The following is a 17,972-nucleotide window of genomic DNA, read 5'->3' as shown; positions in this document are numbered from 1 at the left end:
TCTCCGGTAAGTTCCGGTCCGAGGACCAAGCACGTGTCCGTCGTCACGAACGGCGGCCTTGCGCCCCCAGAAGCCGACGAGCGGGAGACCCCCGTTTGCGGGCCGAACGAGTAGGCCGGTCTCACCGGCGAAGGAGCCCCAGTGAGCGACAAGGTTGTCGCCGAGCTGCAGGAGCCGACCCCCGCGGTCGGCGACGGTGGCCCGGACATGATCCAGCTGCTGACCCCCGAGGGTCAGCGCGTGTCCCACCCCGACTACGACAAGTACGTCGCGGACCTGACCCCCGAGGACCTGCGCAGCTTCTACCGCGACCTCGTCCTCATCCGGCGCCTCGACGCCGAGGGCTACGCCCTGCAGCGCCAGGGCGAGCTCGGCCTGTGGCCCAGCCTGCTCGGCCAGGAGGCCGCCCAGGTCGGTTCCGGTCGCGCGCTCAAGCCGCACGACTTCGTCTTCCCGACCTACCGCGAGCACGGCGTCGGCTTCGTGCGCGGCATGGACCCGCAGAGCTCGCTGCAGCTCTTCCGCGGTGTCAGCCAGGGCGGATGGGACCCGCAGGAGAACAACTTCCACCTCTACACGATCGTCATCGGGGCCCAGGCGCTGCACGCCACCGGCTACGCGATGGGCGTGCGGATGGACGGCAACGTCGGCACCGGCGACCCCGACCGCGACACCGCGGTCATCTGCTACTTCGGAGACGGCGCCTCCTCGCAGGGTGACGTCAACGAGGCGTTCGTCTATGCGGCGAGCTTCGACGCGCCGGTCGTCTTCTTCTGCCAGAACAACCAGTGGGCCATCTCCGAGCCCGTCGAGAAGCAGACCCGCATCCCGCTCTTCCAGCGCGCCCGCGGCTTCGGCTTCCCCGGCGTCCGCGTCGACGGCAACGACATCCTCGCCACGTATGCCGTGACGCAGCACTGTCTCGACGAGGCGCGCAACGGCAACGGCCCCCTGCTCATCGAGGCCTACACCTACCGCATGGGTGCGCACACGACCGCCGACGACCCGACGAAGTACCGCGTCTCGGCCGAGGTCGAGGAGTGGAAGTTCCGCGACCCGATCCTGCGTCTCAAGACGCTCCTCGCCCACGAGGGCATGGCCGACGAGGCCTTCTTCGCCCGCATCGACGAGGAGGCCGACCAGTTCGCCGCCGAGCTGCGCGAGGGCTGCGTCACGATGGAGACGATGCCCGGCGAGACGATGTGGGACCACGTCTACGCCGAGGACCACCCCGTCATGGAGGCGGAGCGTGCCGCCTACCTCGCCTACAAGGCGAGCTTCGAGGAGGCGAACTGATGGCGCTCGAGAAGGTCACCCTCGGCAAGAGCATCACGAACGGCCTGCGCAAGGCCATGGAGGCCGACCCCAAGGTCGTGCTCATCGGTGAGGACATCGGCAAGCTCGGCGGCGTCTTCCGCATCACCGAGGGCCTCCAGAAGGACTTCGGCGAGGACCGCGTCATCGACAGCCCGCTCGCCGAGTCCGGCATCGTCGGCACGGCGGTCGGCATGGCGCTGCGCGGCTACCGCCCGGTCTGCGAGATCCAGTTCGACGGCTTCGTCTACCCGGCCTTCGACCAGATCGTCAGCCAGGTCGCCAAGATGCACGCCCGTGCGCTCGGCGCGGTGAAGATCCCGATGGTCATCCGCATCCCGTTCGGCGGCGGCATCGGCAGCCCGGAGCACCACTCCGAGAGCCCCGAGGCGTACTTCGCCCACACCGCGGGCCTGCGCGTCGTCGCGTGCAGCAACCCCGAGGACGCTCACTGGATGATCCAGCAGGCCGTCGCGTGCGACGACCCGGTGATCTTCTTCGAGCCGAAGCGGCGCTACCACGACCGCGCCGAGTACGAAACGTCCGCTGCGTCGGCGCCTCGGGGGCTCTTCGAGGCCAACGTGATCCGTCAGGGCAGCGACGTGACGATGGTCGGCTACGGCCCCGTCGTCAAGACGATGCTCGAGTCGGCCGCCGCTGCAGGGGCGGAGGGCACGAGCATCGAGGTCATCGACCTGCGCTCCCTCTCGCCGCTGCCGATCGAGGCCATCGTGGCGTCCGTGCGCAAGACGGGCCGGCTCGTCGTCGTCCACGAGGCGAGCAGCTTCCTTGGCATGGCGTCCGAGATCGCCGCGCAGGTCACCGAGCAGTGCTTCTACGAGCTCGAGGCGCCGGTCATCCGCGTCAACGGCGCCAACATCCCCTATCCGCCGAGCCGGATGGAGGAGGAGTTCCTCCCCGACCTCGACCGGATCCTCGACGGCGTCGACCGCGCGCTCGCGTACTGAGAAGGGCTGCGACACATGGCAATCAAGACGTTCAACCTGCCTGACCCCGGTGAGGGCCTCGTCGAGGCCGAGATCGTCGAGTGGAAGGTCTCGCCCGGCGACACCGTCAAGGTCAACGACATGGTGCTCGAGATCGAGACCGCCAAGTCGCTCGTCGAGCTGCCCATCCCGTGGGCCGGCACCGTCAAGGACCTGCTCGTCGAGGTCGGCCAGACCATCGACGTCGGCACGCCGATCATCTCGATCGACGACGGCCTGGGCGGCGACGAGGCTCCCGCGGCCGCGCCGTCGATCCCGGGCGAGAAGGCGGCTCCGGCCGAAGGTGCTTCCGAGGCGATCCTCGTCGGCTACGGCGCCAAGGCCGGCGCCACCGCCCGTCGGGCACGCAAGGGCATGGTCGCCGCTCCGGTGGCTGCTGCCCGCACGGAGACCGAGCAGATCGCTGCCGCCGCGCCGATCGCCGAACCCGCTGCTCCTGCCGCTCGCGTCGAGTCACCGGCTCCCGCCGTCCACGCGGGCGCTGCTCCTGCCGGTCGGCCCAAGGCGAAGCCGCCCGTGCGCAAGCTCGCCAAGGACCTCGGCATCGACCTCGCGTCGGTCACCCCGACGGGCGCCGACGGGGTCATCACCCGCGACGACGTGACCAACCACGCAAGCGGCGCGTCCGTGAATGGCGCTGCAGCGCAGGCGGACTCGACCACGAGCCTTGCCGCGACGGCATACCGCATGCCGTTCGGCGCGGGTGAGCGCGAGGAGCGCACGCCGATCAAGGGTGTCCGCAAGATGACCGCGCAGGCGATGGTCGGCTCGGCCTTCACGGCGCCGCACGTCACCGAGTGGATCACCATCGACGTCACGAAGACGATGGAGCTCGTCGACCGCCTCAAGGGCAGCCGCGAGTTCAAGGACGTCAAGGTGACCCCGCTGCTCGTGCTCGCCCGGGCACTCGTCCTCGCGGTCAGGCGCAACCCCGGCATGAACGCGACGTGGGACGAGGCCAACCAGGAGATCGTCCAGAAGAACTACGTCAACCTGGGCATCGCTGCGGCGACCCCACGTGGCCTGATCGTCCCCAACATCAAGGACGCCCACGCCATGACGATGCTCGAGCTGGCGCAGGCCATCGGTGCCCTGACGGCGACGGCCCGTGAGGGGCGCACCCAGCCCGCCGAGATGTCGGGCGGCACGATGACGATCACCAACGTCGGCGTCTTCGGCGTCGACAGCGGCACCCCGATCATCAACCCGGGTGAGTCGGCGATCGTGTGCTTCGGCGCGATCCGCAAGCAGCCGTGGGTCGTCACCGACGCCGACGGCAACGACGAGATCGCGATCCGGAACGTCACGCAGCTCGCGGTCAGCTTCGACCACCGGCTCATCGACGGCGAGCTCGGCAGCCGCTTCCTCAGCGACCTCGCCGCCATCATGGCCGACCCGGCGCAGGCACTCGTCTGGGGCTGACCCCCCACCAGCCCCAACCGTCGAAAGGCCACGTCTGGCCGCCTGACGACAGTCGAGAGGCCAGTTCTCGTCGCGAGAGCTGGCCTCTCGACGTGCAGGGCCGGGACCCGCGGACGACGGCCGCCGTCGGCGCGGGACGATCAGGTGGCCAGGAGGATGCCGCCGAGCGAGACCGTCGCCACCCACGCCGTCGTCACGGCCGCGAGCACGAAGGGCCGCGGACCCACCCGCCGCAGGGAGCCGACCCGCACCCCGGTGCCGAGGGCGAACATCGCCATGGTGAGCAGGGCGGTCTCCGCCGGCTTGGCCAGCGAGAGGGCTGCAGACGGCACGAGCCCGCAGGTCCGCGCCACCATGAGCGCGACGAATCCGATGACGAAGAGCGGCACGAGCGGAGGACGACCGCCGCGGCCGACGGCTGCCGCGCCGTCGATGGGGCCACAAGCCTCGGCCCGGGAGCGCAACCGCCGCTCACGGAGGCTGATCACAGCCAGCACCGGCGCGAGCATGAGGACCCGGCCGAGCTTGACGACGACGCCGAGCGCCAGTGCGCCGCCACCGATGACGCCCGAGGCGGCGACCACCTGGGCCACCTCGTGGATGGACGCGCCGGCCCAGATCCCGGCGCGCTCCGGGCCCAGCCCGATCCAGCCCGCGAGCAGGGGGAGCAGCGGGATCATCGCCGTCCCGAAGAGCACGACGAGGGCGACGGACGTCACGAGCTCGTCGTCCTCGGAGTCGATGACGCCGTCGACGGCCGCAGCGGCAGCGGCGCCGCAGATCGAGAAGCCCCCGGCGATGAGCAGGGTCTGCGAGCGGCTGAGTCCGAGCAGCCGCCCCACGGCCATCGCGCCGGCGATCCCGAGCACGACGACGGCCACCACGACCCCGATGACTCCCCACCCCAGCCCGAGCACGTCGCTGAGCGCGAGCTGGAGCCCGAGCAGCGCGACACCGAGGCGCAGCAGTCGTCGCGATGCCACGGCGAGGCCCGGCTCCAGGCGCGGGCTGAGCCAGCCGGCGTTGGCGAGCGCGGCGCCCGCGACGATGGCGAGCAGCAGCGGGCTGAGCGAGGGGAGCCACTGGCTGACGCCGAGGGCCGCCGCCGAGACCCCGGCAGCCACGGCGAGGCCGGGCAGCACGCGAGCCGCCACAGCCGCAGGTCGAGCGGGGGTCTTCGCGTGCCGCGGGGTGACGGAGGTCGACATGGTGCCAGCCTCGTCGCACCGGCCTGGTCCCGGTAGCCGGACATGCTGCATGGATACATATCTCGTTGATATGGGGAGTGAAGCCATATGCTCCACGCATGTCACGCCTGTGGCCCGACCTCTCGGTGTTGGCCGTCCTCGTGGCCGTCGACGACCTCGGCAGCCTTGGTGCGGCGGCACGACGGGAGGGGATGGCCCAGCCCAACGCGAGCCGTGCGGTGCGCAGGCTCGAGAGCGAGCTGGGGGTGCCGTTGCTCCGACGGGGGCCGCGCGGCTCGGCGCTCACCCCGCAGGGCACCGTGGTGGTGCACTGGGCCCGTGAGGTGGTCGCCGACGCAGGTCGGCTGCTCGAGGCAGCCGAGACGCTCCGGGAAGCTCGCCGGGCAGAGCTGGCGGTCGGCGCCAGCATGACGGTGGCGGAGCACCTCGTCCCGGCGTGGCTCGGTGAGCTGCGTCGGCACCACGAGGACCTGCGCATCCAGCTCCAGGTGCACAACTCGACCCAGGTGTTCGAACAGGTCGAGGCCGGCGCGTGCGACGTCGGCTTCGTCGAGTCCCCCTCGGTGCCACGCGGTCTCTACAGCTGCACCGTGGCGCACGATCGACTCGTCGTCGTGGTCACGCCCGCCCACCCATGGGCCCGGCGACGGAGGGGACTGCTCCCGGAAGAGCTGGCCGCGACGCCGTTGGTCGTGCGCGAGCCGGGCTCCGGCACGCGAACGACGCTCGACGACGCGCTGCGCGACCTCCCCCGCGCCGAGCCGCTGCTCGAGCTGGCCAGCGGGGCGGCCGTCCGCACGAGCGTGCTCGCCGGCGTCGGCCCTGCCGTGGTCAGCACCCTCGCGGTGCGCGACCAGGTCGAGGCCGGCACCCTGCGGGTCGTCGAGGTGGAGGGCCTGGTTCTCACCCGACGGCTGCGAGCGGTGTGGCGCGAACCTCGTCGCCTCACGGGGCCTGCCGCCGAGCTGGTCGCGACGGCGCGGCGGCTCGGTCAGCCCTTGAAGGCCTGACGGACGAGCAGGTCCATCGCCTTGTCGGGCAGGACCCTGCGCGCCGTGACGATGGCCCGAGCGCCCTTGCCGGCGGGGTAGCGGGCCGCCGGGTTCGCGGCCTCGAGCGCCTTGACCACCTTCTCCGCCACGGCCTCCGGCCCGGCGCTCATCCTCGGGGTGTCGACGCGCTCGAACATGACGGCCATCCGGCGGGCGAGGTCCTCGTAGACGGTTCCAACGGACCGCTCGACCATGCTCTCGCGGGCGATGGTGTTCCACTCCGAGATGATCGGCCCCGGCTCGACGATGACGACGTCGATGCCGAAGGGTGCGAGCTCGATGCGCAAGCTGTCGCTGAAGCCCTCCACCGCGAACTTCGTCGCGTGGTACCACGCGCCGAGCGGCTCGTAGATCTTGCCGCCGATGCTGGAGATGTTGACGACTCGCCCGCGGCGCCGGGTGCGCATGTGCGGGATGACGAGCTGCGTCAGCCGCGCCAGGCCGAAGACGTTGACCTCGAACTGCCGGCGGCCCTCGTCGAGCGGCACGTGCTCGACCGGACCGTAGGAGCCGTAGCCGGCGTTGTTGACGAGGGCGTCGATCTGGCCCTGCTCGCTGATGATGCGGTCGACACCTGCGACCATCGACGCGTCGTCGGTGACGTCCATCGCGAAGGGGATGATGCCGCGGGACTCGAGCGCGGTCATGCGCTCGACGCGGCGGGCGACGGCATACACCGTCCACCCCGACTCGACGAGGTGGACAGCGATGGACTCGCCGATGCCGGACGACGCGCCCGTGACGAGGGCTACCTTGCTCATCCCGACACCGTATGCCGCGTCGCCGGGTCCAGCCTCACCGCCCACTCCCAGCACCCCCCTCAAACGTCGAAAGGCCACCAGTGGTCGCCTCGTGACAGTCGAGAGGCCAGTCCTCGGGGGCGAGAACTGGCCTCTCGACGTGCGGGAGGCGACAAGACGTGGCCTCTCGACGGTTCAGGTTGGGTCAGGTCAGGTCGGGTCAGGTCAGCGCGCCGCGGCCTCGGCCTGCTCGGCGACCCGGGCGTTCTGTCGGTCGACGAGGTAGGCGGCGGTGAGGTCGTCACCGACCGCGGAGAGCAGACGGACGTCGACCGCCTCGTGACGCTCGGCCACGGTCGGCTCGACGGTCGTCATGACCGTGCGGGCGTCACGCTCGGCCACGGCGGTGGCGAGCTCGCCCTTGAGCGCCTCGTCGAGGATGCCGCCCGAGACCTTGGCCCGCGCCGCGACCTCGACGGCGAACCGCTCCGTCTCGGCGACGAGCGCGGGGTCCTCGGAGGTCAGCATCCGCGAGGTGCGGTGCAGCAGCGCCGCGCCGGCGTCGAGGTCGCCCTCGCCGAGCTGCGTCACGGCCCGGGTCAGGAGCGGACGGTCGCCGCGGAGCGCCGAGTCGGCGAGCAGGCCCAGGCGCAGGCCGAGCAGGCGCTCGTGCGTCCGAGTGTTGCCGGCCTCGCGGCCGAGCGGCACCTTGAGCTCGTCGTCGACGGCTGACTGCGACATCGTGTCGAGCAGCTCGATGCCCGCCTCGTCGGGGGTGTGGACGGTGTCGCGCAGCGGCACCTCCTTGATGAAGAGCGCGGCGAGCAGCGCGAGCACGAACGGCACGAGGCCCCAGACGAACACGGTGTGGAGCGAGTCGGCCAGACCCTGCTGCACGCCGGTGGCGACCTGCGGCGGCAGCGTGGCCAGGGCCGATGGGTCGAGCACCGAACCGGCGCTGACCTGCTGGCCCGAGGCCTGCATCTGCTTGACGACGGAGGCCGGCAGGTGCGCGGCGATGTTGCCCGCGAGCCCGCTCGTCATGATCGTGCCGAACACGGCGGTGCCCACGGTCGAGCCGACGTTGCGGAAGAACTGTGTCGACGCGGTGGCGACGCCGAGGTCCTTGCGCTGCGAGGAGTTCTGGATGATGAGGGTGAAGACCTGCAGCGCCATGCCGAGGCCGACGCCGAAGACGATCATCGACAGCGTCAGGTCGAGTTGGCTCGAGCCGTAGTGCAGCTGGGTGAGCAGCCAGAAGCCGACGCCCATGATGAGGATGCCCGCGATGGTCTGCAGCTTGTAGCGGCCGGTCTTGGTGATCACGAGGCCGGAGATGATCGACAGGCCGATCATTGCGACCGACATCGGCATGAGGATCAGGCCGGAGTTGGTGGCCGACGCGCCGAGCACGCCCTGGGCGTAGACCGGCAGGTAGATCATCGCGCCGAACATCATGACCGACACCATGAAGGCCGCGATGTTGGAGAGCGTGAACAGCGGGCTCTTGAAGAGGCGGAGCGGCAGCACCGGCTCGACGTCCTTGCGCTCGATGGCGATGAAGACGCCGAGCAGGACGACGCCGGCGACGTACATGCCGATGATGGCGGGGGAGCCCCAGTCGAGCGTCGTGCCACCGAGTGAGGTCGGCACGAGCAGCAGGATGAGCGTCATCGACAGCGCGGCGATGCCGGCCTTGTCGACGACGGTCTCGCGCGGCGTGTGCTCGAGGTGGAGGAAGCGGCTGATGCCGAAGAAGGCGAAGACCCCGACGGGCAGCGTGATGAAGAAGAGGTAGCGCCAACCCCAGTTGTCGGTGACGAAGCCGCCGACGAGCGGGCCGAGGATCGAGGCGAGGCCGAAGACGCCGCCCATGAGGCCTTGGTACTTGCCGCGCTGACGCGGCGGGATGATGTCGCCGATGATCGTCTGCGAGAGCGGCATCAGCGTGCCCATGCCGGCGCCCTGGATGGCGCGGGCAGCGATGAGCCACCAGAAGTTCTGCGCGAAGCCGGACAGGACCGAGCCGGCCATGAAGACGACGAGCCCGCCGAGGTAGAAGCCACGCCGACCGTAGAGGTCGCTCATCTTCCCGACGATCGGCACGGTGATCGCGCTGACGAGCATGGCGGCGGTGGCGAGCCACGAGTAGTGGTCGATCCCGCCGAGCTCGGCGACGATGCGCGGCATCGCCGGTCCGACGATCGTCTGGCTGATCGACGCGACGAGCATGCCGAGCATGAGCGCGATGAAGATGTTGCGGGTCGAACGGTCGAGGCCGGCGGGCTTCGCCGCGTGCCTCGCGCTGCGTGTCTGCGGGGTGGTGGTCGGCGCCGAGCTCGTGGCTACCCCCTGGGTCGTCTGTGGCATGCCGGTCACGGTACGCCGAATGTGCAGTGACTGCAAAATTGCAGTCCATGCACTGATCGTGTCACCATGAACGCATGAGCACGGACCTGCTGACCGACGAGTCGTGCGGCCTGCGTGAGCGCAAGAAGCGCGAGACCCGCCGCGCGCTCAACCTCGCTGCACTCGACCTCGTCGAGGAGAAGGGCTTCGCCGCCGTCACCACCGAGGAGATCGCGGCCCGCGCCGGCGTGAGCGCCCGCACCTTCTTCAACTACTTCCCGTCGAAGGAGGCCGCCGTCATCGGCACGACGGCCGAGGAGCTCGAGGCGTATGCCGCGTCGCTCGAGGAGGACACGGAGGGCGAGTCGCCGCTCGGCTCCCTCCGTCGGATCCTCGCCGGCATGCTCGCGCCCACCTCGATCGACCGCGAGCTCCGGGCCAAGCGGCGGCGCATCCTGCTTGGCGAGCCCTCGCTCGCGCCTGCCCTCGTGGGCAACAACATCCGCATCGAGAACGCCCTGACGGCGGCGCTCGAGCGCCGGCTCGGCATCCGGGCCGGGGCCTCGCTCGAGCCGCGCCTCACCGTGGCCGTCGCGATTGCGGCGGTGCGGGCCTGCATCGAGCACCAGCAGAACGGCGGGGCAGGCCGCCTGGAGCGCAACATCGACCAGGCCTTCGACCGCATCGCTGCCGGCCTGCACTGAGCACCGACCGGTCGCCGAACCTTCAGCGGCGGAGGGCGGCTCCCGCGTGAGCGATGCAGGTGCGGGCCGCTGGCCGTGCCCGGAGCCGCTCGTCGGGGATCGGGTCGCCGCACACCTCGCAGCGACCGTAGGTCCCGTCGGCGATGCGCTGGAGGGCGGCGTCGATCTCGGTGAGGTGCTGCTCGGCCTGCTGGATCAGCGCGCCGATCTGGGTGCGCTCGTAGGCGATCGTCGATCCCTCGGGGTCGTGCTCGTCATCGGCCATGTTGGCCTCCGAGGCCTCCACGACGTCGGCGAACTCTCGACGTAGGCCGGTGATGCGCTCGACCTCGTTGGCCCGGCTCGTCTCCAGCTCTGCCGCACGGGCGGCCGTCTTGGTGCTCATGTCCCCATGATCCTCCGTTCGGGCGCGTCTCGGGGGGACACGTGGTGGACTGCACCAGCGCGGCGGAGTGATGTCGGCCTCGTTGCCGTCGATGGACACTCGGGCAGGATGGGCCCATGAGCGACCCCAGCGGAGTGGTCTTCCCACTCGACCCGGCATCCGGACGCCGCAGCACGACCGCCACCGGACGGGCCGTCGTCGCCGACGCCCTGCGGGGTGTCGACCCTGTGGGCGCCGCGTCGGCCGAGCGCGAGACCAACTGGCGCCAGGGCTACCTCCCGCACTTCCGGCGCCTCGTCGAGGCAGGTGTCGCAGCCCCGGGCGCCGCGCAGACCATCGCGGCGAGCGGCCTCGACTCCCTGCACCGGAGGATGCGCTGGGCGGATGCCACCGGGGACCACCCCCTCGACACGGCCTTCGCGTCCGACCAGCGGGCTGAGCCGATGGGCTCCGAGACCGTCCGCGGCGAGGGCACGCCCGATCGCGTGCTGTCGGTGCCGTATGCCGGTGAGCGCCTCTCGGGGGACGCGCTGCGCCGTCGCCTCGACCTCTGGGTCGAGGCCGGCACCGTCGAGCCCACCTGCGCCGAGGCCGTTGTCCGTGTCATCGACAATCCCGACTGGCTCGACCTCTCCGACCGCACCGTGGTCGTGCTCGGTGCGGCCGCCGAGATGGGGCCACTGCGCTCCCTGCTCCGGTGGGGAGCCGATGTCGCGGCCGTCGACCTCCCCCGGAAAGACCTGTGGGACAGGCTGATCGCCGACACGCGACGACTCGCCGGGTCGATCACCATGCCCGTCCGTCACGGCGACGGGCCCCTTGCGGGGCGGGCCGGCGGCGACCTCGTCCACGACCTGGGGTCCGTCACGGAGTGGGTGGCAGCCCTCGAGGGCCCGCTGGCCATCGGCAACTACGTCTACGCCGACGGCGAGACGAACGTCCGCGTCTCGATGGCCGTCGACGCCCTGACCCGGCACGTCGTCGAGGACAAGGGCCGTGACGACGTCGCCCTCGCCTTCCTCGCGACGCCGACCGACGTCTTCGCCGTGCCTGGTGCCGCGGTCGAGCGCTCCGTCGACAGCTACGCGCACCGCCGCACCTCGAAGCTGCTGCGGGTGCCGCTGCGCACGGTCAGCGGCGGACGGCTCCTGCGGCGCAACTACGTGCCGGGCCAGGACCCGGGCATCAACGACAGCGTCGTGCTCCAGCAGGGCCCCAACTACCTGCTCGCCAAACGGCTCCAGCGGTGGCGGGCGACGGCATACCGCGCCGACGGCGGTCTCGTGTCGTTCAAGGTCGCCCCGCCCACGCGGACCCGCTCGGTCGTGAAGAACCGGGCGCTCGCCGCGGCCTACGCCGGCGCCCACCGTTTCGGCATCGAGGTCTTCGAGCCGGGCACAGCGAACACCCTGATGGCCGCCCTGCTCGTCCACGACCTGCGCACCGGCTCGCCGGCCCAGCCGACCGCCTGGCAGGACGAGGCGTATGCCGCCGCCCACGGGGGCCTGTGGACCGCGGCCTACGACCCGCGCAGCGCGCTGGGGATCGCGGCCCTGCTGGGCGTGGCCGGAGCACGCTGAGCCGGGAGTTGGCGGTCGAGTCGCGCAGGCCCGATGCTGTCTCCCATGGAAGAGCGGGTGGCGCAGCAGCCGCGCGTCGACGACCGCTCGCCGGAGCGGGGCCTCGGCGGCACCATCAGCGCGCCCCGCACGCTCGTGCCGGCGCTGCTCGCGGCGATCGCCTACGTCGACCCCGGCAACTTCGGTGTCAACATCACGTCCGGTGCCGAGCACGGCTACGCCCTCGTCTGGGTCGTCGTCTTCGCCAGCTGCTCGGCCATGGTCATCCAGTACCTCGCCGCCAAGCTCGGCATGGCCACCGGCAAGAGTCTCGCGGAGCACAGCTCCGAGCGCTTCCCCGGCGTCGGCCGGGCCCTGCTCTGGGCCCAGGCCGAGCTCGTCGTCATCATGACCGACCTCGCCGAGATCGTCGGCGGCGCGATCGCCCTCAAGCTGCTCTTCGGTATGCCGTTCATGGCCGGGGCCGTGTGCGTGACCCTCTTCAGCCTCGTCGTTCTCACGCTCAAGGTGCGCGGCCGCAGCCACTTCGACTCCGTGGTGCTCGTGCTCCTCGTCGTCATCATCACCTCACTCGTCTGGCAGGTCTTCGTGGCGGACGTCGACCGCGTCGCGCTCCTGAAGTCGATCGTGCCGGGCCCGCTCGACTCGTCGGCGGCGCTGCTCGCGGTCGGCATCGTCGGCGCCACCGTCATGCCGCACGCCCTGCACTTCCACTCCGCGGCGTCACGGGGTCACGACGACGGCTCGGCGGAGGTCGGGCACTCGGAGCGCCTGCGCGCCGGCCGCAGCACGGTGCGCAGTGTCGTCACCGCCATGACCGTGGCGGGCGTCGCCAACGTCAGTCTCGTCGTCTTCTCCGCGGCCCTGCCGTCGGCTGCCGGCGCGAGCATCGAGTCGGCGTATGCCGCACTGGCAGCCGACTCCGGGCAGATCGTCGCCACGATGCTGGCCGTCGCCCTCCTGGCCTCGGGCCTCGCATCCACGCTCGTCGGGGTCCAGACCGGTGACGTCGTCATGCAGGGGTTCGGCCGTCGCCCCATCGCGCCACTGCTGCGGCGCATGCTCGCCGTCGTGCCCGCGCTCGTCATCCTCGGCCTCGGTGTCGAGCCGACCCACGCGCTCGTCTGGAGCCAGGTCGTCCTCTCGTTCGCGCTGCCGGGCACCCTCGTGCCGCTGCTGCTCTTCACGCGTGACCGCCGGCTCATGGGCGTCCTCGTCAACCACCGCCTCACCACGGCTGTCGCCGCCCTCATCACGGCGGTCATCGTCGGCCTCTGCGCCTACCTCGTCGCCACCAGCCTCTGATCGAAAGAGCAATCCGTCCGCCTCGAGCGAGCGCTCGCCCCCACGCCACGCCAGGGCGCGAGCGGGTCTCGACCGGACGGCATACGGCCTCGCGCCCCTCGGGCGCCCGTGTGGGAGAGTGGCGCACGAACCGCTGCGACGTCGCGTGAGGAAGGTGAGCATGTCGGCCCGTCTCGTCCCTCCCGGTGCCCGGGAGCTGCCCGCGCTGACCGAGCTCCGCCTCGAGGTTCGCGCGTTCCTGGCCGAGCAGGTCGCAGCCGGGGCGTTCGTGCCGCACGTCGACACGTGGCTGACCCGGTGGGACCGCGAGTTCACGCGTGAGCTGGGCCGGCGCGGCTGGCTGGGGATGGTCATCCCGACCGAGTACGGCGGTCAGGGCCGGACGTACCTCGAGCGGTTCGTCATCACGGAGGAGCTGCTCGTCGTCGGGGCGCCCGTCGCGGCCCACTGGATCGCGGAGCGGCAGATCGGGCCGTCGCTGCTGCGCTACGGCACGGAGGAGCAGAAGCAGGCGTTCCTGCCGGGCATCAGCCGAGGTGAGGTCGTCTTCGGGATCGGGATGAGCGAGCCGGACTCGGGCTCGGACCTGGCGAGCGTCCGCACCCGCGCCGAGCGGGTCGACGGGGGCTGGCGCCTCACCGGCACCAAGGTCTGGACGTCCGGAGCGCACGAGGCCGACGCGTTCTTCGCGCTGGCCCGCTCGGCGCCGCTCGACCCGGCCCGTCGGCACGAGGGCCTCAGCCAGTTCATCGTCGACCTCCGCGCGCCGGGGGTGACGATCCGCCCGATCATCTCGATGGGCGGGGACCACCACTTCAACGAGGTGCACCTCGACGGGGTGTTCATCCCCGACGACCGGGTGCTCGGGGAGGTCGGCGGCGGCTGGGCGCAGGTGACCTCCGAGCTCGCCTACGAGCGCAGCGGCCCCGAACGCGTCCTCTCGACGTTCCAGCTCCTCGCGACCGCCGCACAGGCGATGGACGAGGGGCGGCTGCCCACCGACCCCGGCCTCGGCCGTCACGTCGCGCGCGTCGCGGCCCTGCACCACATGTCGTTCGCCGTGTCCACGGCGCTCGAGAACCATCAGGACGCCGACACCGCCGCGGCAGTCGTCAAGGTGCTCGGCACGACGGGAGAGGGCGACATCGCCGACTACGTCGACACCCTCACCGCCTCGGGGTGGGCGATCGACGACGAGCTCGACACGCTGCTGCACGCAGCAATCCTGCAGCGACCGGGCTTCACCCTGCGCGGCGGCACCAACGAGATCCTGCGTGGCGTCATCGCCCGCGGACTGGGGATGCGCTGATGGCCGACCGTCACGAGCTCGACGACCTCGCCGCCCCCACGACGCCCGACCCCGATCTCGTCGGCGTGCTGACCGGCCTCTTCGACGACTACCGCGCCACCCGCGCCACACCCACCGCCGTCGTCGACCTCGACCGCGGCCTGTGGCAGCGGCTCGAGGACCTCGGGCTGACCCGCCTGACCGGCAGCGAGGCCGCCGGCGGCAGCGGCGGCAGCTGGGTCGAGGCCGCGGCCCTGCTCGGGCTCGCCGCCGCGGCCGCCGCGCCCGTGCCGCTCGCCGAGCACGACATGCTCGGTGGCTGGCTCCTCGAGGCGGCGGCCCTGCCCAACGACGGCGGCCTGCGGACCGTATGCCGTCCCGACCCGTCCGGGGTGGCCCTCAACGTCACGTGGGCACGCGACGCGAGCCGCATCGTGGCGCTGTGGGAGGACCGGGACCAGTGGCGCGTCGCCGACGTGCCCGTCGAGCGCGTGGCCATCGAGGAGCGGCGCAACCTGGCCGGCGAGCCCAGCGACACGGTCGAGTTCGACCTCGACGACCTCGAGGCCGGCACCGTCGTCGCGCACGAGATCGGCGAGCAGTTCCACCTGCGCGGCGCCCTCGCCCGGTGCGCGCAGGTCGTCGGCGCGATGGAGCGGGTCGTCGAGGTGGTCCTCGCGCACGTGCGTGAGCGTGAGCAGTTCGGCCGGCCGATCGGGCGCTTCCAGGCGGTGCAGCACCTCGTGGCCGACATCGCCTCGGAGACCGCGCTGGCCCGGGCCGCCACCGACGCGGCCGTCGCCCGTGCCGCCGCCTCGGACTGGCGCGATCCCGGGATGCTCTTCGCGGTGGGGGTGGCCAAGTCGTGCGTCGGGCACGCCGCGTCGGTCGTCGTCCGGGGCGCGCACCAGGTGCTCGGCGCGATCGGCACGACGCTGGAGCACGAGCTGCACACGTTGACCAAACCCATCCTGGCCCGGCGCAGCGAGTACGGCTCGTTGCAGGACTGGGACGAGACCCTCACGGCGCTCGCGTCCTCGGCCGGTCGCGACCGGCTCTGGACCCTCATCACGACCGGTCGCGCCAAACCGTCGAGTGCCCGCGTCCACCCCTACGACGGTGGCTGAAGTGCCAGCTCGCCAAAGGAGATTCGCCGCATGACCGAGATCCGCTACGACGTGGCCGACGGCGTCGCGCTCATCACCCTGGACGCGCTTGAGCGGCGCAACGCGCTGTCGGTGGAGATGTCGCGCGGGCTCATCGACGCCGCCCGCACGGCCGAGGCCGACGACGCGGTCGGTGCGGTCGTCGTCACCGGCGGCGCCCACTTCTGCGCGGGCGCGGTCCGCAGCGTCCTGGCCGACACGGGCCGAGACCCGGTCGAGGACGAGGCCTACCGCAACCTCGAGACGGTCTATGCCGCGTTCACCACCATCGGGTCCATCGGCGTCCCGACCGTGGCGGCCGTGCGCGGCGCCGCCGTCGGGGCCGGTCTCAACCTGGCCCTGGCCACCGACCTGCGGATCGTCTCGCGCACGGCACGTCTGCTGCCCGGTTTCGCCCAGATCGGCATCCACCCCGGCGGCGGGCACTTCACCCTGATCGACCGGGTCGCCGGGCGTGAGGCCGCCGCCGCCCTCGGGCTCTTCGGCGACGAGGTCGACGGGGAGCGCGCCGTCGCGCTGGGACTCGCCTGGGCGGCATACGACGACGGCGACGTGCAGGATCGCGCGCTCGAGGTCGCCGGCCGCGTCGCGAAGGACCCTGCGCTGGCCCGCCGGATGGTGGCGAGCTTCCGCCGCGAGACCGCCCCCGGCGGCATGCCGTGGGACGTCGCCGTCGAGCTCGAACGCTCCCCACAGATGTGGTCGCTGCGCCGCAAGCACGGCAGCTGACGCGCGCCGCACCGCAAACCGGGCATTCCGCTCCTCGGGTGGTGGAATGCAAGGATGGGGAGGTTGGCCGTCCCCGACCGAGAGGAGCATCTGTGCTGGCGTCCTACCGACCTCTCTTCGAGGTGCCGGGGGCCCGCGTCTTCATCGCAGGGGGGTTCGTTGCCCGCACGGCCGGCTCGATGTTCGCCGTGTCGGTGGTCGCGATGGTCGCGGCGCGCACCGGCTCCTACGCACTGGCCGGGGCCGTGGTGGCGGTCGGCATGGTGTCCCTGGCGCTCTTCGCGCCGATCCTCGGCCGACTCGTCGACCGCTACGGCCAGCGGCGCATCGCCATCCCGTTCTTCCTGTGGTCGGGCTTCTGGGCGGTCATGACTCTGCTCACGTCACTGCGTGGCTGGCCGTCGTGGCTGCTCTTCATCACCTTCCCGCTGTGCGGCGCCATCCCCAACCTCGGCACGATGGCCCGCGCGCGGTGGTCGCACATCTTCGCCGACGACCCGAAGAACCTCCACGCGGCCATGTCGTTCGAGCAGGTCATGGAGGAGGTCACTTTCGTCATCGGCCCGGTCCTCGCGATCTGGCTGTCGACGACGCTCTTCCCCGAGGCCGGATTCGCCTTCGCGACCATCGCCTACACCGTCGGCGTCCTCGTCTTCATCTCGGCGCGCTCCACGGAGCCGCCCGTCGTCCCGCACCACGAGCGCCCGACGGCGCACGCGTACACCGTGCCGGGGCTCGTCCCGCTCGCCTTCATCATGGTGATGACGGGGGCGATCTTCGGCGTCAACGAGGTCGTCACGCTCGCCGTCTCGCAGGACCTGGGCGCGCCGAGCGCAGCCGGCGCCATCCTCGCGTTGTATGCCGTGGGGTCGGCCTCCGCCGGGCTCGTCTTCGGTCACGTCTCGCACGGGCGCAGCCTCGTCAAGCTCCTCGTCGCGGGCACGTTCGGCATGGCGGTGCTCGAGGTGCCGGTGCTCTTCGCCAGCAACCTCTGGATCCTCGCCGGCCTCATGCTGGTCGCGGGGATGGCGACCGCGCCGACCCTCATCACGACGATGAACCTCATCGAGCGCATCGTCCCGAAGGCACAGCTCAACGAGGGCATGACGATCGTGCTGACCGGCATCATCGTCGGTGTCGCGGCCGGCTCGGCCGTCTCGGGTGTGGTCGTCGACCACATCGGGGCCCAGCACGGCTACTGGGTGGCCATCATCGCAGGCAGCTTCGCCTTCGTCATGGCCCTCGGCACCCGCGCGTTCCTGACCCGCCGCGAGCTGCACACCCTCCGCTGACCGCACGCCCTCCGCTGACCGCACGCCCTCCGCTGACCGCACGCCTCCCGCTGACCGCACCACACGGCATACGCCCCCGCCGCACTGAACCGTCGAAAGGCCACGTGTGGCCGCCCCCGGCATGTCGAAAGGCCACCTCTGGCCGGTCGGACTGGGGCTTACCGATGATGGATCGACCGATGGTGCTGCATCTGGTGGGGTGATGACCCCACCAGACGCAGCACCATGCGCAACACCATCTGCGGACTCTCGCGCACCAGCGCACCAGCGCACCAGCGCCACCCGGCATACGCCCTCGGTGCCCTGAACCGTCGAGAGGCCACGTAGGGCCGCCTCGGACATGTCGAAAGGCCACCCCCAGCGAGCAGAGGTGGCCTTTCGACTGTCGTCCAGCGGCCGAACGTGGCCTCTCGACGTGGAGCAGCGGGAGC

At 71.5% G+C, this 17,972-nt stretch carries 15 protein-coding genes; 11 read left to right on the top strand and 4 right to left on the bottom strand.

Going from position 1 to position 17,972, the window contains the following annotated elements; all coding sequences use genetic code 11:
* The first annotated feature begins 141 nt into the window (after positions 1-141).
* From pdhA to AB4030_RS11855, 3 genes are read left to right on the top strand one after another with little or no spacing between them, the layout of a single operon-like run.
* Complete coding sequence (gene pdhA, locus AB4030_RS11865; protein WP_442279420.1) at positions 142-1,296, top strand: pyruvate dehydrogenase (acetyl-transferring) E1 component subunit alpha; 1,155 nt, start codon at positions 142-144, stop codon at positions 1,294-1,296.
* Positions 1,296-2,282, top strand: coding sequence for an alpha-ketoacid dehydrogenase subunit beta (locus AB4030_RS11860; RefSeq protein WP_442279419.1), 987 nt, complete (start codon positions 1,296-1,298; stop codon positions 2,280-2,282). The genes pdhA and AB4030_RS11860 overlap by 1 nt, the downstream gene beginning before the upstream one ends.
* Before the next feature lie 15 nt (positions 2,283-2,297).
* On the top strand, positions 2,298-3,743 hold the full coding sequence (locus AB4030_RS11855; protein ID WP_442279418.1) for a dihydrolipoamide acetyltransferase family protein: 1,446 nt from the start codon (positions 2,298-2,300) through the stop codon (positions 3,741-3,743).
* Positions 3,744-3,883: 140 nt separating this feature from the next.
* Here AB4030_RS11855 and AB4030_RS11850 read toward each other — a convergent pair whose 3' ends face one another.
* Complete coding sequence (locus AB4030_RS11850; RefSeq protein WP_442279417.1) at positions 3,884-4,951, bottom strand: YeiH family protein; 1,068 nt, start codon at positions 4,949-4,951, stop codon at positions 3,884-3,886.
* A 98-nt stretch (positions 4,952-5,049) separates the two neighbouring features.
* Here AB4030_RS11850 and AB4030_RS11845 point away from each other — a divergent pair, with 98 nt between their 5' ends.
* Positions 5,050-5,961 carry a LysR substrate-binding domain-containing protein gene (locus AB4030_RS11845; protein WP_442279416.1) on the top strand — a complete coding sequence of 304 codons (912 nt, stop codon included), beginning with the start codon at positions 5,050-5,052 and terminating at the stop codon, positions 5,959-5,961.
* On the opposite strand, the gene AB4030_RS11840 is transcribed toward AB4030_RS11845, so the two are convergent.
* Complete coding sequence (locus AB4030_RS11840) at positions 5,943-6,764, bottom strand: oxidoreductase (protein ID WP_442279415.1); 822 nt, start codon at positions 6,762-6,764, stop codon at positions 5,943-5,945. The genes AB4030_RS11845 and AB4030_RS11840 overlap by 19 nt on opposite strands.
* Before the next feature lie 204 nt (positions 6,765-6,968).
* A complete protein-coding gene (locus AB4030_RS11835) occupies positions 6,969-9,113 on the bottom strand; it encodes an MDR family MFS transporter (RefSeq protein WP_442279414.1) in 2,145 nt (714 codons plus the stop codon).
* A gap of 74 nt (positions 9,114-9,187) precedes the next feature.
* Here AB4030_RS11835 and AB4030_RS11830 point away from each other — a divergent pair, with 74 nt between their 5' ends.
* The gene (locus AB4030_RS11830; RefSeq protein WP_442279413.1) at positions 9,188-9,796 is read left to right on the top strand and encodes a TetR family transcriptional regulator; all 609 of its coding nucleotides are present in this window, start codon (positions 9,188-9,190) and stop codon (positions 9,794-9,796) included.
* A gap of 22 nt (positions 9,797-9,818) precedes the next feature.
* On the opposite strand, the gene AB4030_RS11825 is transcribed toward AB4030_RS11830, so the two are convergent.
* Positions 9,819-10,181: a TraR/DksA family transcriptional regulator gene (locus AB4030_RS11825; RefSeq protein WP_442279412.1), complete on the bottom strand. Its 363-nt coding sequence runs from the start codon at positions 10,179-10,181 to the stop codon at positions 9,819-9,821.
* 116 nt (positions 10,182-10,297) lie between these two features.
* Between AB4030_RS11825 and AB4030_RS11820 the strand changes: the two genes are divergently transcribed.
* The 6 genes from AB4030_RS11820 (at position 10,298) to AB4030_RS11795 (ending at position 17,541) form a co-directional block, all read left to right on the top strand.
* The gene (locus tag AB4030_RS11820) at positions 10,298-11,761 is read left to right on the top strand and encodes a hypothetical protein (protein ID WP_442279411.1); all 1,464 of its coding nucleotides are present in this window, start codon (positions 10,298-10,300) and stop codon (positions 11,759-11,761) included.
* 45 nt (positions 11,762-11,806) lie between these two features.
* Positions 11,807-13,066 carry an Nramp family divalent metal transporter gene (locus AB4030_RS11815; protein WP_442279410.1) on the top strand — a complete coding sequence of 420 codons (1,260 nt, stop codon included), beginning with the start codon at positions 11,807-11,809 and terminating at the stop codon, positions 13,064-13,066.
* Positions 13,067-13,226: 160 nt separating this feature from the next.
* Positions 13,227-14,375, top strand: a complete 1,149-nt coding sequence (locus tag AB4030_RS11810) for an acyl-CoA dehydrogenase family protein (RefSeq protein WP_442279409.1) — start codon at positions 13,227-13,229, stop codon at positions 14,373-14,375.
* On the top strand, positions 14,375-15,481 hold the full coding sequence (locus AB4030_RS11805; RefSeq protein ID WP_442279408.1) for an acyl-CoA dehydrogenase family protein: 1,107 nt from the start codon (positions 14,375-14,377) through the stop codon (positions 15,479-15,481). Before AB4030_RS11810 ends, AB4030_RS11805 begins: the two co-directional genes overlap by 1 nt.
* A 30-nt stretch (positions 15,482-15,511) precedes the next feature.
* Positions 15,512-16,249 (top strand): enoyl-CoA hydratase-related protein, encoded by a 738-nt coding sequence (locus AB4030_RS11800; protein WP_442279407.1) that lies wholly within the window; start codon positions 15,512-15,514, stop codon positions 16,247-16,249.
* A gap of 92 nt (positions 16,250-16,341) precedes the next feature.
* Entirely contained in the window at positions 16,342-17,541 is a 1,200-nt protein-coding gene (locus tag AB4030_RS11795) for an MFS transporter (RefSeq protein ID WP_442279406.1), read from the top strand.
* The last annotated feature ends 431 nt before the right edge of the window (positions 17,542-17,972 follow it).

Source organism: Terrabacter sp. 2YAF2 (genome assembly GCF_052114705.1).
Classification (GTDB): domain Bacteria; phylum Actinomycetota; class Actinomycetes; order Actinomycetales; family Dermatophilaceae; genus Terrabacter.
The sequence above is the reverse complement of the archived record's forward strand: the minus strand, read 5'-3'. Positions and strand labels throughout refer to the sequence as shown.